We start from the raw sequence: 16,433 nt of genomic DNA, 5'->3' as shown, positions 1-16,433 counted from the left end.
GCGGTGAAGGGTGGGGACGCCGCCGCGGGGGCGCCGCCCGGCACCCCCCCCCCCCCCCCCCCCCCCCCCCCCCCCCCCCCCCCCCCCCCCCGCCCCCCCCCCCCCCCCCCCCCCCCCCCCGGCCGGCCGCCGGCCAGACGCAGCGCGCGCCTCCCGGCGCGCGCTGCGTCCGTTCCAGACAGATGTCGTGGGGAGAGGGTTGGTCCGATGCGAGCGATGGTGGTCGAGGCCGAGTGGGAGCCGCGTGCGAGCGCGGTGCTCGGGGACGACGAGCTGCGGGAGCGCTGGGCGCGGGACGGCACCCAGGTCTGGCGCCGCCCGCGCTGGTCGGTGGGGAGCCGGCCGGACCCGGTCATCGCGGCGCCCGACGACGTGATCGTGCGCAGCCGGGCGGTGGGCATCTGCGGCTCGGACGTGCACATGTACGAGACCGACGACGACGGCTACGTGCTCCTGCCCTATCGCATGCGGCTGCCCCTCGTCCCGGGGCACGAGGTCGCCGGTGAGGTGGTCGAGGTGGGCAGCGCCGTGCGCTCGCTGCGCCCCGGTGACCCCGTCGCGGTGGAGACGCTGCAGTACTGCGGCCGCTGCCGGGCGTGCCGGGCAGGGCTGTTCAACCACTGCCTCGACGCCCACGACCGGGGCTTCAGCCTCGACGGCGGGATGGCGGAGTTCCTCGTGACGCGGGAGGCGAACGCCCGGCCGCTGAGCTCGCTCCAGGAACGCCTGGACGCGCAGCAGGTCTTCGAGGTGGGTGCCCTGTGCGAGCCCGCGGGCGTGGCCTACGTGGGCATGTTCCTGCGGGCGGGGGGCTTCCTGCCCGGTTCCGTCGTCACGGTCTTCGGCTGCGGGCCGATCGGGCTGGCCGCCGTCGCACTCGCGCGGTGCGCAGGGGCGGCCACCATCCTCGCCTTCGACACCGAGCGGGCTCGCTGCGACCTGGCCCTCGCCGTCGGTGCCGACGTCGCACTCGACGTGACCGAGCTGCGCGCGGCCGGGATCCGCCCGGCGGAGCAGGTCCTCGAGCACAGCCGCGGCGCCGGTGCCGACATGGCGGTGGAGGCCTCGGGAGCGGGTCGGGCCGTCCTGCCCGAGATCGAGTCCTCGCTGGCCGTCGGAGCCAAGGTCGTCTACCTGGGCGCGGAGGGGCATGCCGTCCCGACCCGGACCTTCGCCTACCAGCTCAACGCCGCCTCCGCGCACGGCACCATCGGGCACGTCGGCGGCTTCGACCCGGTCATCGCGCTGCACGCGGCCGGCCGGGTGGACCTGCGGCCGGTCATCAGCGCCCGGTACCAGCTGGGACACGGCCCCGACGCGCTGGCCCGGGCCGCGCTGCGGCAGGACGCCAAGATTCTGATCGTCCCCGACGGAACGGACGGCGCGGCGTAGCCCGCAGCCCGTCCCCGCCGGCGCTCAGGCGCGGGCGCCGTCGCGGGGGGCCGTCCGGGGCCGGCGGCGCAACGAGCGGGCGACCGCGGCGCCCCACTCGTACTTGGTGAGGCCGACGGCGATGAGCAGGGCCAGCCCGTTGAACAGGTTCGGCAACCACACGGGGGCGCCGGCCAGTTGCAGGCCCTTGACGCCCACTGCGAGGACGTAGACGGCCAGTACGGTCCCGGCGATGTTGTAGCGCCCGCCGCGGAACTGGGTCGAGCCCAGGAAGACGGCGGCGAAGGCGGGGAGCAGGTAGGAACCGCCGACGGTCGGATCGCCGGTCGCCAGCTGCGACGTGAGGAGGATGCCGGCCACGGCGGCCAGCGCGGCCGACGTGACCAGGCTCAGGACGATGACGCGCGAGGTGGGGACGCCGGCCAGCCGGGCGGCGTCGGGGTTGCCGCCGGTCGCGTACACCCTCCGGCCGGCCGGCGTCCGGTCCATGACGTACCAGACCAGCAGTGCGAGCACGACCAGCACGTACACCGGGTAGGTGATGCCGAACAGCTGTCCGGTGGCGAGCTCCTGGAAGCCGACCCCGAGGTCGAGGATCTGCTGGCTGTCCGACACCCACGCCGTCAGCGCGGTGAGGACCGAGCTCATGCCCAGGGTGGCGATGAACGAGTCGATCCGTGCCTTGACCACCAGCAGGCCGCTGACCACCCCGATGAGCGCGCCCACCGCCAGGGCGAGGAGGACGGCCGGGACGACCGGCAGGCCGGCCTCGGCGAGCAGGTAGGCGACCACGATGGCGCCGAAGCCGACCTCCGCTCCGACCGCGAGGTCGAAGCAGCCGGCGGCGATGGGCACCGTGAGCCCGACCGCGACGATCGCAGTGATCGCCTGGTTGTCCAGCAGCGTGCGCCAGGTCCCCGGCGTCAGGAACGTCTCGGGGACCCACAGCGAGAAGATCGCGATTAGGGCGATCAGGATGTAGACGGCGCTGATGTTGCGGAACGACAGGGCGTGCGCGAGCCGGGCAGCCACGGACGGCGTGCCGGTGGCCGAGCTGGTCGTCGCCACGGCCGGCGGTTGCGGGGCGCCGCCGACCGGCGCGTCGGATCGCTCGTCATCCAGCATGGACATCGCGGTCCTCACTCCCTTGTCCGAACAGTGCTTCTGCCGCCGCGTTCTCGATGCCGAGGCTCTCCATCACCAGGCGGGTCTCCGAGAGCTCCTCTCGAGGTAGCTCGTTGACGAGCCGGCCCTCCCGGAACACGAGGACGCGATCGCACAGCGCCGCCAGCTCCTTGGTGTCGGAGGAGGTCACGAGCACCGCCGACCCGCGGTCGGCCGCCAGCCGGATCAGCTGGTAGATCGAGGCTTGCGCGCCGACGTCGACCCCCTGGGTGGGCTCGTCCAGCAGCAGCACCGGCGGCTCGTTGCGCAACCACTTGGCGAGCACGACCTTCTGCTGGTTGCCGCCGCTGAACAGCTCGAGCCGCCGCTCGGGCTCTGCCGGCCGCAACCCGACCTCCGAGGCCCAGTGGCGGGCCTCGGCGCGCTCGGCCCGGCCGTCCAGTCGCCCCGACCGGCGGCGCAACGAGGACAGGCGGGGGAGTGTCAGGTTCTCCCGTGCGTTCATGGTCATCACGGCTCCGGCCACGCGGCGGTCGGCGGGGACGAACCCCATGCCGGTCCGGATCGCGGCCCGGGGGTCCCCGCGGCGCAACGGCCGCCCGGCCACCCGCACCTCGCCGGCCCAGGAGGCGGTGGACCCGAACAGGAGGCTGCACAGCTGCTCGCGCCCGGAGCCCAGGATCCCCGTGACCCCGACGACCTCGCCCGGGTACAGCGTCAGGTCCACCCCGTGCACCGTCGCCCCGGTCAGCCCGCTGACCTCGAGGGCCGGCTGCGACGAGGCCGCCGGCCCGCCCCGGGCGAACTGCCGCTCGGCGACGTCCCGGCCGATGATGAGCCGGACCAGGCCGGCCCGGTCGAGCCCCGCCACGGGCACGTCGGCGACCTTGCGGCCGTCCCGCAGGACGACGACGCGGTCGGCGAGGTCGATGACCTCGTCGAGCCGGTGGGAGATGAAGACGACGCCCGCCCCGGCCGCGGCCACCCGCCGCACCGCCTCGAAGAGCCGGCCGACCTCCTCCCCGTGCAGCGAGGCGGTCGGCTCGTCGAGCACCAGGACGTTGTCCGGCCGGCTCCACCCGTCCAGGGCCCTGGCGATGGCGACGATGGTCCGCTCGCTCGCGGTCAGCTCCGACACCGGCACGTCCACGGGGAACGAGGCGCCGAACCGGGCGATGAGTTCCTGAGCCCGACGGCGTTCCTGGGCACCGCGCACGGCGGCGAGCGTCCGCAGACCGTGGGAGCGGCCGAGGTCGAGGTTCTCCACCGTGCTGAGCATCGGCACGAGACCGAGGTCCTGGTGGATGAAGTGCAGTTCGCCGTGTGCGGCCGGCCCCCCGGCGAGCGCGCCGCCGGGGCCACGGAGCTCGATCCGCGCCCCGGGATCGGGGTCGTGCAGGCCGGCCAGGACCTTCACCAGGGTCGACTTGCCCGAGCCGTTCTGCCCCACGACGGCGACGACCTCACCGGGGTAGACGTCGAGGTCCACTGCGTCCAGCGCCCGGAGACCCGGGAAGGTCTTCGACAGTCCGCGGACCCTGAGCAGCGGCTCGTCGGCCACGGGGGTGGCCGGTGTGCCGGGTGTCCCGCCGTCCATGAGCGCCTCCTCGCGCCGTGATTCGACCGGACGGACCCCCGCCGGGAGCCGGCGGGGGATCCGGAGGTCAGACCTCCCGGGGAGCGCGCATGGACTTCGGCCAGACGCCCTGCTTGCCCGGCTGCAGGATGCCGTTGGGGTCCAGGGCGTCCTTGAGCGTCTCGTGGAAGCGCAGGAGGGCGTGGTCGTTGAAGTCGAACGTCTTCGCCACCACGTCCATGTTCTGGATGTTGGTGCGGTACAGCGGATAGCCGATCTCCGCGAGCGCCTCGACCATCGGCGCGTAGTTGTCGTAGATCCGGCGCGTCATGGCCTCGTCCTTGGGGTCGAAGAACGAGACCGAGACGTGGATGATGCTCGAGGGGAGCAGCAGCAGCCCGGCGGCGTACGGCTCGCCGAGGCGCTGGTACAGCGAGCGCACCAACTTCACCGTGCTGAGCACTTCCTTGCCGCTCAGCGGGCCGACCGGGGAGAAGTCCAGGTGACCGGTGTCGGGGCCGTAGGGGATCTTGTACAGGTCGAGCAGCTCCATGCCCGGGATACCGGCCTGCACACGGTCCTCGTGGTTGGTGTTCGGCCCCACCCGGTCGTCGCCGCGGAAGGTGCGCCGGCCCAGCTCGACGCCCGGGATCGCGCCGAGGGTGCGCTCGACGACGCGGTACTGCGCCTCGACCACCTCCTCGTAGCCGTACAGCGCGAAGCGCATCGCCCAGGCCTCACCGGTCGGGTCCAGGTCGGGCTGGCCGTTCTCGTCGGCGACGACGCCGCGGCCGAGGAACGGGTAGTTGGAGATGGTGCCGTCCTGCATCAGCTGCCGCATGACGTCGATGACGGGCTCGAGGATGGCGTCCCCGTCGAAGCGCACCCAGCAGGAGACGTAGGTCTCCGGGCGGGGCATGAGCCGCCAGCCCATGCTCACCACGATGCCGAGGCTGGACTGCATGAACAGCCCGTCGACCGAGGGGCCGAACGCGCAGGGGTACACGTGCGCGGACTTGCTGTTGGTCATGGCGCCCATGCCGGTGCGCATCAGCTCACCGTTGGGGAGGACGACCTCCATGCCCACGATGTTCTCCGCGTGGGTGCCGAACCGCGTGTGACCGCGGCCGTACTCCAGGCTGTTGCCGATGACGCTGCCCCAGCCGAGGTCGGGGATGGACGACCAGTGGGTGTTGCCGGCGGTCTCGAGGGCCTCGCACAGGTCGAACCAGCGGACGCCGGGCTCGACGACCGCGTAGCCGAGCTCCTGGTTGATCTCCCGGACCCGGTTCATCCGGCTGAGGTTCACCAGGATCGAGCCGCGGATGCGGGGGGCCGCGCCGCCGTAGCCGTAGTTGCGGCCGGTACTGACCACCCACAGGGGGACCTGGTGCTCGTTGGCGATGCGGACGACGGCCTGGACCTCCTCGACCCTCGTCGGGAACACCGCGGCGGCGAGGTCGAACTCCTCGGAGCCCTGTAGCCAGAACGGGTCGCGGAACTCGGCGAGTTCCGCGCGCGACGTGAGCACGGAGCCGGCGCCCAGCGCGGCGGTGAAGGCCTCGATGGCCCGCGCGACCTGCTGCTCGTCGACGGTGACGGGGGCGAGTGCGCCCATTCTGACTCCTCACATACCCGCGCGGTCGCCCGAGGAACGCCACCACCGGGGCCGGATCCCGGGGTCGTGGACGAGCGTCCGCGCTCGCGGCTCGATGGCGCGGGACGCTATCAGACATAAGCGCAAGGATGGCAACGGTCTGAGGATAGACCACTCGACTTCTGTCCTCTACCGTCGCGGACATCCCCGCACGAACTGCGGCCGCGCGACGCTCGCTCGTTCGGCCACGACACCCTGCCCGGGCGCAGTCGCCCAGAAGCGGGGGACGGAAGGAAGGTCACCAGTGAGCATCGAGTCCGTTTCCCGGGCCCCCGTCGTGATCGCCGGCGGCGGCCCGGTGGGCATGTCGTTGGCCATCGACCTCGCGCTGCGGGACGTGCCGAGCATCGTGCTGGAGCAGCGCGAGGCCGGCGTGCCGTTCCTGCTCCGCACGAACATGACGAACGTCCGGTCGATGGAGCACTTCCGCCGCTGGGGCATCGCCGACGCCCTGCGGCGCAACGACCCGGTCAGCGACGTCATCCAGCGGGACGTCTCGTTCGTCACGCGGCTCAACGGCCACGAGGTCCTCCACCTCCCCAATACCTACGAGTGGACCGAGCCGCTGCCGTTCGCCTCCGAGGTGGCGGAGTGGGCGCCCAACGAGGCGATCGAGAAGACCCTCTGGGAGCGCGTGGCAGAGCTCCCGCAGATCGACTACCGCTACGGGCACGCGGCGCAGTCGTTCACCCAGGACGACACCGGCGTGTCCGTCCGGGTCATGACCTCTCACGGTCCGGTGCAGGTCGAGGGCGACTACCTGGCCGTCTGCGACGGCAGCCGCAGCACGCTGCGCCGCGAGTGCCTCAACGTGCGCATGGAGGGCATCCCCAACCTCGCGCCCAGCTTCTCGTGGCACTTCCGGGCGCCGAAGCTGCACGAGCTGTGGACCGCCGGGCCGATGGTCTCGATGGTCTACTTCTACAACGAGGACCGCGGGTCGGACCTGCTCGTCGCGCAGGGGTCGATCGACCGCTGGCAGTACTTCGCCGGGCCGACGCCGGAGGGCGTCGACGGCGACAACTGGGAGCACGTCCGCGAGATGCTCTTCCGCGCGGTGGGCCAGGAGTTCGAGGTCGAGCCGCTCGGCGGCGGGGCTTTCGCCCAGCACTCGCTGCTGGCGCCGCGCCTGGACTACGGCCGGGTGGCGCTGCTCGGCGACGCGGCGCACCTGGTCTCCCCGCAGGGCGGCTTCGGCATGAACCTCGGCATCGGGGACGCCGCCGACCTCGGCTGGAAGCTCGCGGCGATGGTGCAGGGCTGGGGCGGGCCGATGCTGCTGCCCAGCTACAGCATCGAGCGGCGCGAGGCCATCCGCTTCATCCAGCAGGGCGCCGAGGCCAACCACGCCCTCGGCGCGATCGAGCTGGTGCGGCCGGGCATCGAGGACGATGGCCCGGCCGGGGACGCCGTCCGAGAGGCGGTCAAGCAGGACATCCTGACCAGGAAGATGGTGCAGTTCAAGCGGATGGGCGGGCAGCTGGGCTACAAGTACACGCTGTCGCCGATCATCGTGCGGGACGGGACGGAGGAGCCGGCGCCCACCTTCGCGGACTACACCCCGTCGGCCCGGCCCGGTAACCGCGCGCCGCACCTGTGGCTGGCCGACGGCACCTCGCTGTTCGACCACTTCGGCCTCGGCTTCACCCTCCTGGACCTCGGCGGGCTCGACGCCGCTCCGCTGCTGGCGGCGGCGGCCGCGCGCGGCGTGCCGGTCGAGGTGTTCACGCCGGCCGAGGCGGACCTGCCGGCGCTGCGGGAGCTGTACCGGGCCGGCGGGGCGCTCGTCCGCACCGACCACCACGTCGCGTGGCGCGGTGACGCGCTACCCGAGGACGTCGACCACCTGTGGGCCGTCGTCACGGGGTCGCTGGCGTGGAGCCGGGCGGCGGCCGATGCGCCGGTCCCGGCCGCGGTGTGAGCATCCGCCGGTCCGAGGGGAGGCGGCCGTGAGCGACGACGCGTACGACGACGGCATGAGGGTGCGGCGGTCCGTGCTCGGGGACGCGGTCGTCGACCGCGCGATCGAGGCGACGACGCCGTTCACGGCCCCCTTCCAGGACCTCATCACCCGGTACGCGTGGGGGGCGGTCTGGAGCCGCGAGGGCCTGGACCGCCGCACCCGCAGCTGCATCACCCTCGGCATCCTCACGGCACTGGGCCGTGAGGACGAGATCGCGCTGCACGTCGGCGTCGCCCGGCGCAACGGGCTGACCCGCGAGGAGATCTCGGAGGTGCTCCTGCACTCCGCCGTCTACGCCGGCGTCCCTGCGGCCCGGGGCGCCTTCATCGTCGCCCAGCAGGTGCTGGATCGCGAGGAGGAGCAGCAGGACTGACCGGTCCGGGGCGCGGTCGCCGCGCCCCGGACCGGACACCAGCAGGCGGGACGCAAGCACGCCGGCCGGCTCCGGCGGAGCCGGCCGGCGTCGTCAGCGGCGGGTGCCGGCCGGGGGCGTCAGGCCGGTGAACGCGTCCAGGGCGGTGGGGTCGTCGACCGCGTCCAGGCTGAGGGCCTGGTCCGGGCGCGCACCCTGCAGGATCCGCTTGATCGGCACCTCGAGCTTCTTGCCGGTGCGCGTGTGCGGGATCGCCGGGACCTGGAGGATCTCGTCGGGCACGTGCCGGGGCGAGGTCTCCCGGCGGATGGCGCCGGCGATCTCGCTGCGGAAGGCCTCGTCGAGGGTCCGGCCGTCGTCGAGCACGACGAACAGCGGCATCCAGTAGCCGCCGTCCGCGAGGTCGACGCCGATGACCAGCGCCTCGCGGATCCCGGGCAGCTGCTCGACCACCTCGTAGATGTCGGCGCTCCCCAGTCGCACGCCGTGCCGGTTGAGGGTCGCGTCGGACCGTCCGTGGATCACGACGGTGCCCCGGTCGGTGACGGTCGCCCAGTCCCCGTGCCGCCAGATGCCGGGGAACGTGTCGAAGTACGCGCCTGCGTACTTCTCCCCGGTGGAGTCGTTCCAGAGGGTCACCGGCATGGTGGGCATCGGCCGGGTCACCACGAGCTCACCGACCTCGCCGTGTACCGCGGCGCCGGTCGGACCGAGTGTGTCGACCGCGGCGCCGAGCGCGCGGCAGGAGATCTCGCCCGGCCAGATCGGCTTGTTGGGGGCGCCGGTCGCCAGGGCCGAGACGATGTCCGTGCCGCCCGACATCGAGACCAGCGGCACCCGCGGGCCGAACTCCTCGCGCACCCAGTAGTAGGCGCCCGGCGGCACCGGCGACCCGGTGGCGCCGATCATGCGCAGGCCGGCCGGGCGGGGGACGTCGCCCCCCGCGCGCTCGGTGGCCAGGAGGTAGCCGGGGCTGGTGCCGACGACGGTCGCGGCGTGCTCGGTGGCGACCCGCCAGAACTGGTCGGGGACCGGATGGGCCGGGCTGCCGTCGTAGACGATGATCGACGCCCCGGTGAGCAGGGCGTTGACGTTGAAGTTCCACATCATCCAGTTGGTCGTGGTGTACCAGAACAGCCGGTCGTCGCCGGTCATGTCGAGGTGGAGCCCGGCCATCTTCTGGAAGTCCAGCGTGACGCTGCCGTGCCCGTGCACGAGGCCCTTCGGGATGCCGGTCGTGCCGGAGGAGTAGAGCACCCAGAGGGGGTGGGCGAAGGGAACGGCCTCCGGTCGCAGCTGGGGGGTGCCCGCGGCGGCCAGCGCGCCCTCCCACGTCATGACGCGGCGCCCGGGGACGTCCATCGGGTCCAGGCCGAGGTGCTGCACGTGGAGCACGTCGGTGGCCGTGGGCAGCAGGCCGGCGAGCTCCGCGGCCTCGTCGCGGCGGTCGTACGTGCGGCCACCGAAGTGGTAGCCGTCGGCACAGATGAGGACCCGCGGCTCGAGCTGGGCCAGCCGCTTGGCCGCCGCCTCGGCGGCGTAGTCGGGACCGCAGCACGACCAGACCGCCCCGAGAGCGGCCGTGGCGAGGAACGCGACCACCGATGCCGCGCAGTTGGGCACGTAGCCGACGACCCGGTCACCGGGAACGACGCCGAGCCCGCGCAGGGCCGCCGCTGCCGTCGCCACCTGTCGTTCCAGCTCGGCCCAGGTGAGGGAACGCGAGGCGCCGCTCTCCACCACCTCGACCACGGCGACGGCGTCCGGGTCACGATCGCGGAACACGTGCGCCACGTAGTTGAGCCGGACCCCGGGGAACCACTCGGCCCCCGGCATGTCGGACGACGCCAGGACGACGCCGGGTGCCGGGTCGCTGCGCATGTCGAAGAAGTCCCAGCATGCCTGCCAGAAGTCCTCGAGCGAGTCGACCGACCACCGCCAGAGCGCTTCGTAGTCCGGGAGGTCGACCCCATGGGTCCGCTCGACCGTGCGCATGAAGGCCGTAATGCGGCTGCGCTCGACCTGTGCGGGATCCGGTTCCCAGATGGGGGGGACGGCGACGACGGGGTCGACCGTGGAGCCGGTCATGTGGCTGCACCTCCGGGCGGGCGGGCGCACCGCGGCAGGCACGCCTGCCGCGATGCAGGGGGAGTGGGAGACACCGTCCACGCCGACTGACGGGGTAGGACTCAGGTCTTGACGCAACCGACCGTACCATTAGAGGCTGTCTGGGCTATTAGGCAATTGTTGGACCGAAGCACGGTCCGGTCCGGGCCACGGTCGTCCGCGCCGGAGTGCCGACGAGAGGTGAGATCGATGTCCGCCCCCGCCCCCACCCCCGCCCCCACCGCGTCGCCTCCGGTCAGCAAGCTCCGGTCGCTGGGGTACATCGGCCTGACCGCACCCGACCTGGGGGAGTGGGAGCGGTTCGGGACCCAGGTCGCCGGTCTGCAGGTCGCTCCCGAGTCGACCCCCGAGCGGCTGCTGTTCCGGGCCGACGAGCGGGCGTGGCGGATCGCCGTCACCCCCGGCGACGGCTCGGTCGCCCACATCGGCTGGGAGGTCTCCGGCGAGCGGGACCTCGAGGACCTGGCGGCGACCATGGAGGCGGCGGGCGTCCCCGTCACCCACGACCCGGAGACGGCGCGCGAGCGCATGGTGACGGGGCTGTTCCGGGCGAAGGACCCGGCCGGCATCGAGCTGGAGTTCTTCTACGGCGCCAAGGTCTCCTCCGAGCCCTTCCTGTCCCCGCGCGGAGCCACGTTCGTCACCGACGACATGGGTCTCGGCCACGTCGTCCTGATGATGCCGGACTTCGCCGAGGCGCAGGCCTTCTACGTCGACACCCTCGGCTTCCGCGTCAGCGACCGCGTGGTGACCGCGGACGCCAGCGTCCTGTTCACCCACCTCAACCCCCGCCACCACACCCTCGCCGTCTGGGAGGCGAAGCACGCCGTCGGGCTGCACCACTTCATGCTGGAGGTCACCGAGCTGGACACGGTCGGCCGCGCGCTCGACCAGGTCTACGCCGGCGGAGCGCAGCTGACCAGCACGCTCGGCAAGCACCTCAACGACCGGATGACCTCGTTCTACTGCCGGACGCCGTCGAACTGCGAGATGGAGTACGGCTGGAACGGCCGGCGCATCGACGACGCCACCTGGGTCACCGCCGAGTACGACTCCGCGCACCTGTGGGGACACGCCCGCGTCCCGGGTGCCCCGCCGGACGAGGACGGCTGAGCGACCGGCGCCGGCGCTCCGGAGGTGGACCTCGGTCCCTCCGGGCGCCGCGCCGGACCGGCAGGACCCCCAGCAACCGCTCGGACCCTCGAGGGCCGCGGCCCATCACCCCCGTAGAGGAAGTGCACAGTGGAGCTCCCCCCCGGCGGCGGGCCCCTCGACGGGGTGCGGGTGGTCGACATGACCACGTCGTACGCCGGCCCCACCGCGTCCATGTACCTGGCCGACCTGGGCGCGACCGTGATCAAGGTGGAGCGGCCGCGCTCCGGTGACGACGCCCGGAGCTGGGGGCCGCCGTTCTCCGACGGCACCTCGGCCTGGTTCGCCTCCGTCAATCGGAACAAGCGGTCGGTCGCCCTGGACATGCGCGCCCCGGGTGGGCGGGAGGCGCTGCTGCGGCTGGTGGACTCCGCCGACGTCTTCCTGCAGAGCACGAACCCGGCCAAGCTCGAGCAACTGGGCATCGACGGGCCGGCGCTGCTGGCGCGCAATCCACGGCTGGTCTACTGCGCGCTGTCCGGGTTCGGGCTCGACGGCCCGGACCGCGCCCTGCCCGGGTACGACCTTGTGGCCCAGGCCCGGTCGGGGCTCATGTCGGTCACGGGGGAGCGGGGGCGCAGCCCGCAGCGGGTCTCGACCGCCCTGTCGGACATCGTCACCGGCATGAGCGCCGCGGTCGCGATCAACGCCGCGCTCGTCCGGCAGGCCCGCACCGGCCGGGGCGACATCGTCGACGTGGCGCTGCTGGACACCGACCTGGCGCTGATGGCCCCCCGGATCGCGGCCTTCCTGGCCGGCGAGGCCGAGCCCGCGCCCAGCGGCGGCACCGACAGCGTGCTCGCGGTGTACCAGCCCTTCCAGGCCGCCGACCGCACGCTGGTCGTGGCGATCGGCAACGACCTGATGTGGCAGCGCTTCTGCCGGGCGATCGGCCTGGAGCACCTCGCCACCGACCCGGAGCTGGCCGACAACGCGGGCCGGCGGGCGCACCGCCCGCGGGTCACCGCGGAGGTCGCCGAGGTCCTGGCGTGCCGGCCAGCGGAGGAGTGGCTGCGGCTGCTCGCGGCGGTCGAGGTCCCCGCGGCGCCCGTGCAGTCGTTGTCCGAGGTGGTGCGCGATCCCCAGGTCGTCGCCCGCGGCGCCCTGCTGCCCGTGCCGGGCAGCGACGGTGCCCTGACGACCGTGCGCAGCCCGTTCCGCTTGACGTCCGTGCCCGTCCCCCGCAACGAGCGCTTCCCCGACCTGGGGGCGCACACCGCCGAGGTGCTCGCCGAGCTCGGCTACGACGACGCCGAGATGGCCAGGCTGCTGGCCGCCGGCGCCGTCGCCGGGCCCGGGCTGGGCGTCGGTGCCGCGTCGGACTCCGAGGAGGCCCTGCGTGTCTGACGTCGTGGTGGTGGAGCCCGCAGGGGCGGTGACCGTCGTCCGCATCGACCGGCCCGAGGTCCACAACGCGTTGAACGGGGAGGTCCTCGCCGGCATCAGGGAGGCGGTCCTGGCCGCGGCCGGCGACCCGGCGGTCCGGGCCGTCGTCCTCGTCGGCACCGGGGTGAAGGCGTTCAGCGCCGGCGCCGACCTCCGGGAACTCGACGGCATGTCCGCCGACCAGGCTCTCGAGCAGATGCGCGCCGGCCAGCAGGTGATGCGCGACATCGAGCGGGCCGCCGTCCCGGTGATCGCCGCGGTGAACGGCGTCGCCCTCGGCGGCGGGTTCGAACTGGTGCTCGCCGCCACCTTCCCGGTGCTGTCTACGCGGGCCTCGCTCGGCCTGCCGGAGTCCGGCCTGGGCCTGATCCCTGGCTACGGCGGCACCCAGCGGCTGGCCCGCGCGCTCGGGGCGCCGGTCGCCGCGCACCTGATGCTCACCGGGACCCGGCTCGACGCGGACCGTGCCTACGCCCTCGGTCTCACCCCGGTGCCACCGGTCGCACCCGACGAGCTGCTGGAGACCGCCCTGGGGATCGCCGGCACGATCGCGGCGCAGGGCCCGCGTGCCGTCCGCGCGATCCTGTCCGCCCTGGAGACGGGCCGGGACGCGCCGCTCGACGCCGGCCTCGCGCTGGAGACCGGGTACGCCGCGCTGGCCATCGCCGGCGCGGAGTCCACCGAGGGCATCGCCGCCTTCCTCGAGCGCCGTCCGCCACGCTTCGACGCCGCCGGCGGGGCCGCATGAGCCGGCTGCTCGAGCCACTCGAGCTGGACACCGATCCCCAGGCATACCTGGCCCTGCACGACCTGCTGGACGAGCCCGTCGCCGACGCGGCCCTGACGCCGCGCGAGCGGGAGATCCGGGACCGCACCCGCGACGTCGTCGCCCGCGAGGTCGCGCCGCGGGCGGCGCACGCCGACGCCACCGGCGAGTTCGTGCACGAGAGCTACCAGGCGCTGGCGGCGGCCGGGCTCTCCGGGCTGGTCTTCCCCGAGCACCTGGGCGGCACGGGGGACACCCACGTCGCCTACGCGGTCGCCATGGAGGAGGTCACCGCCGGCTGCGCGGCCACCAGCCTGGTCTTCATGACCCAGATGCACGCCGCCTTCCCGATCCTCCTCGCGGGGACCCGGGAGTTGCAGGAGCGGTACATCCCGCGGCTGCTGGACGGCAGCTGGTACGGCTCGCTGGGCATCACCGAGCCCGAGGCCGGCAGCGACGTCGCGAGCATGCGCACCACAACCCGGCCGGACGGGGACGGCTACCGGATCGACGGCGCGAAGACCTTCATCACCACCGGCGACCGGGCCCGCGTGGTCATCTGCTTCGCCAGCACCGACCGGTCCGCCGGGCGCCGCGGCATCAGCGCCTTCGTCGTCGACCGAACCTCGCCCGGGGTCTCTGCCGGACGGCCGTTCGCCAAGATGGGCATGCACGGCTCCTCGACCGCCGAGCTGTTCTTCGACGGCGTGCAGGTGCCGGCCGACCACCGGCTCGGCACCGAGGGCGGCGGCTGGCAGGTCGTCATGAGCTCGGTGGTGAAGTCGCGCATCAGCGCCGCCGCGCAGGGGGTGGGGCTGGCCCGGGCGGCCTATGCCCGCGCGCTGGCCCAGCTGCGCCGGCTGCACGGCCCCCGGCTGCCCGACGAGGCGCTGGGCGTCCTCGCCGAGCTGCGCGGCCGGATCCTCCAGGGGCGGCTGCTGCTGCACGGCGTGGCCCGGCACGTGGACGCGACCGGCGACGCCTCGCCCGGCCAGATCGGGATCATGAAGCAGAGCTGCACCGACCTGGGCTGGGAGACCGCCGTCGCCGCCACCCGGCTGCTGGGCGCCCACGGCGACCTGGCGGTGCTGGGCGTCGAGCGCTGCCTGCGGGACGCCAAGGTCACCCAGATCTACGACGGCACCAACGAGATCCAGCGGCTGCTCATCGGCCGCGAGACCACCCGCGCCATGGAGGAGCTCTCATGACCACACTCGACGGCAAGGTCGCCGTCGTCACCGGGGCCGGCCGCGGGCTCGGCCGTGCGATGGCCGCCGCGCTCGCCTCGTCCGGGGCGGCGGTCACCGTCGCGGCCCGCACCGGCACGGAGCTCGACGCCTTCGTCGCGGAGGTGGAGGACGCCGGGGGGCGGGCGCTCGCCTGCCCGACCGACGTCACCGACGAGCACGCGGTCGAGCGGATGGTGGAGAAGACCGTCGCCGCGTTCGGGCGGGTCGACGTCCTCGTCAACAACTCCGGCGTGCTCACCACGACCGCGCTGCTGGACCAGCCGGCCGACGACTGGGACCGGATCGTCGCGACCAACCTGCGCGGCACCTTCCTGGCCACCCGCGCCGTCGGCCGGCACCTGGTGGCGCAGGGCTCGGGAAAGGTCGTCAACATCGCCTCGAACTTCGCGCTCAAGGGCATCCCGCACCACGCGGCCTACTCGGCGTCGAAGGCCGCGGTGATCGCCTTCACCAAGTCGATGGCCGTGGAGTGGGCGCGGTACGGCGTCCAGGTCAACGCGATCGCCCCCGGCTACTTCGAGACGGACATGAACGCCGAGCTGCGCGCCGACCAGGAGATGACGGCGAAGGTGCTGCGCACCGTCCCGGCACGGCGCATCGCCGACCCCGCCGAGCTGACCCCGTGGGTCCTGCTGCTGGCGGGCAGCTCGTCCGACTTCACCACCGGCACGGTCGTCGTCGTCGACGGCGGCCAGGCCGCTACGTGAGCCGCCACGTGAGCCGCCACGTCAGCACCGACCCCACCGACCGAGCCGGAGGCCGCTCGTGAGCACTGACCACAAGACCGTCGGCGTCCTCGGCGCCGGCACGATGGGCTCGGGCATCGCGACCGTGACCAGCCGGGCCGGCCACCGGACACTGTTGTTCGACGTGGACGAGGACAACCTGCAGCGGGGGATCGACACCGTCCACGGCTTCTTCGACCGCAGCGTCTCCCTCGGCAAACTCGACGCGGACGCCGCCACCGCCACCAAGGCGCGCCTCGAGGGCACCACGGACATGGCCGACCTGGCCGGCTGCGACGTCGTCATCGAGGCCGTGTACGAGGACCTGGCGCTCAAGAAGGACCTCTTCGGCCGGCTGGACGCCGTCGTGTCCGACCGCACGCTGTTCCACACCAACACCTCGACGCTGTCGGTCACCGGGATCGCCTCGGGCTCCACGCTGCCCGAGCGCGTCGTGGGCACGCACTACTGCAACCCGGCGCCGCTGATGAAGCTGGTCGAGGTGGCCGACGGCCGGCACACCGCCGGGTGGGCGCACGAGGCCACCGTCGCGTTCCTGCACTCGCTGGGCAAGACCACGGTGGTGACCAAGGACCGGCCCGGGTTCATCGTGAACCGCTTCCTCATCCCCTGGGAGAACAGCTGCATCGCCGCACTCGAGGCGGGCCTGGGCACCAAGGAGTCCATCGACGCGGCGGTCACCGGCGCGCTGGGGCACCCCATGGGCCCCTTCCGGCTGCTCGACATCGTCGGCATGGACATCCACCAGCAGGTCGCCACCCGGCTGTACGAGCAGCTGCGCGAGCCGAGGTTCTTCCCGCCGCCGATGGTCGAGCGGATGGTGGCCGCCGGCGACCTCGGCCGCAAGACCGGCCGCGGCTTCTACACCTACGACGACACGCGACTGTTCGGCTCGTGAACACGCCGGCGCACGAGGAGGG

At 73.3% G+C, this 16,433-nt stretch carries 13 protein-coding genes; 9 read left to right on the top strand and 4 right to left on the bottom strand.

All coding sequences use genetic code 11. The annotated features are described in order from the left end of the window. Positions 1–207: 207 nt before the first annotated feature. Complete coding sequence (iolM, locus tag ACI79R_RS22275) at positions 208–1,392, top strand: scyllo-inosose 3-dehydrogenase (protein WP_456575867.1); 1,185 nt, start codon at positions 208–210, stop codon at positions 1,390–1,392. A 24-nt stretch (positions 1,393–1,416) separates the two neighbouring features. Here the strand turns inward: iolM and ACI79R_RS22270 are convergent, their stop codons facing one another. The 3 genes from ACI79R_RS22270 to ACI79R_RS22260 form a co-directional block, all read right to left on the bottom strand. After that, positions 1,417–2,523, bottom strand: coding sequence for an ABC transporter permease (locus ACI79R_RS22270; protein WP_456575866.1), 1,107 nt, complete (start codon positions 2,521–2,523; stop codon positions 1,417–1,419). After that, positions 2,507–4,114 carry a sugar ABC transporter ATP-binding protein gene (locus tag ACI79R_RS22265; RefSeq protein ID WP_456575865.1) on the bottom strand — a complete coding sequence of 536 codons (1,608 nt, stop codon included), beginning with the start codon at positions 4,112–4,114 and terminating at the stop codon, positions 2,507–2,509. The genes ACI79R_RS22270 and ACI79R_RS22265 overlap by 17 nt, the downstream gene beginning before the upstream one ends. 67 nt (positions 4,115–4,181) lie before the next feature. Beyond that, on the bottom strand, positions 4,182–5,711 hold the full coding sequence (locus ACI79R_RS22260) for an FAD-binding oxidoreductase (RefSeq protein ID WP_456575864.1): 1,530 nt from the start codon (positions 5,709–5,711) through the stop codon (positions 4,182–4,184). Positions 5,712–5,994: 283 nt separating this feature from the next. Between ACI79R_RS22260 and ACI79R_RS22255 the strand changes: the two genes are divergently transcribed. Further along, entirely contained in the window at positions 5,995–7,671 is a 1,677-nt protein-coding gene (locus ACI79R_RS22255) for an FAD-dependent monooxygenase (RefSeq protein WP_456575863.1), read from the top strand. A 28-nt stretch (positions 7,672–7,699) separates the two neighbouring features. Then, entirely contained in the window at positions 7,700–8,086 is a 387-nt protein-coding gene (gene pcaC, locus ACI79R_RS22250) for a 4-carboxymuconolactone decarboxylase (protein WP_456575862.1), read from the top strand. Positions 8,087–8,179: 93 nt separating this feature from the next. On the opposite strand, the gene ACI79R_RS22245 is transcribed toward pcaC, so the two are convergent. Then, positions 8,180–10,174: an acetoacetate--CoA ligase gene (locus ACI79R_RS22245; protein ID WP_456575861.1), complete on the bottom strand. Its 1,995-nt coding sequence runs from the start codon at positions 10,172–10,174 to the stop codon at positions 8,180–8,182. Positions 10,175–10,402: 228 nt separating this feature from the next. On the opposite strand from ACI79R_RS22245, the gene ACI79R_RS22240 reads away from it, so the two are divergent. The 6 genes from ACI79R_RS22240 (at position 10,403) to ACI79R_RS22215 (ending at position 16,411) form a co-directional block, all read left to right on the top strand. Continuing rightward, positions 10,403–11,326, top strand: a complete 924-nt coding sequence (locus tag ACI79R_RS22240) for a VOC family protein (RefSeq protein ID WP_456575860.1) — start codon at positions 10,403–10,405, stop codon at positions 11,324–11,326. A 129-nt stretch (positions 11,327–11,455) separates the two neighbouring features. After that, entirely contained in the window at positions 11,456–12,712 is a 1,257-nt protein-coding gene (locus ACI79R_RS22235; RefSeq protein WP_456575859.1) for a CaiB/BaiF CoA transferase family protein, read from the top strand. Beyond that, complete coding sequence (locus ACI79R_RS22230; RefSeq protein WP_456575858.1) at positions 12,705–13,499, top strand: enoyl-CoA hydratase/isomerase family protein; 795 nt, start codon at positions 12,705–12,707, stop codon at positions 13,497–13,499. The genes ACI79R_RS22235 and ACI79R_RS22230 overlap by 8 nt, the downstream gene beginning before the upstream one ends. Then, positions 13,496–14,725 (top strand): acyl-CoA dehydrogenase family protein, encoded by a 1,230-nt coding sequence (locus tag ACI79R_RS22225; RefSeq protein WP_456575857.1) that lies wholly within the window; start codon positions 13,496–13,498, stop codon positions 14,723–14,725. Before ACI79R_RS22230 ends, ACI79R_RS22225 begins: the two co-directional genes overlap by 4 nt. Then, positions 14,722–15,474 (top strand): SDR family NAD(P)-dependent oxidoreductase, encoded by a 753-nt coding sequence (locus ACI79R_RS22220; protein ID WP_456575856.1) that lies wholly within the window; start codon positions 14,722–14,724, stop codon positions 15,472–15,474. Before ACI79R_RS22225 ends, ACI79R_RS22220 begins: the two co-directional genes overlap by 4 nt. Before the next feature lie 58 nt (positions 15,475–15,532). Continuing rightward, a complete protein-coding gene (locus ACI79R_RS22215; protein WP_456575855.1) occupies positions 15,533–16,411 on the top strand; it encodes a 3-hydroxyacyl-CoA dehydrogenase family protein in 879 nt (292 codons plus the stop codon). The last annotated feature ends 22 nt before the right edge of the window (positions 16,412–16,433 follow it).

It is taken from the genome of Blastococcus sp. SYSU D00820 (genome assembly GCF_054050695.1).
The sequence above is the reverse complement of the archived record's forward strand: the minus strand, read 5'-3'. Positions and strand labels throughout refer to the sequence as shown.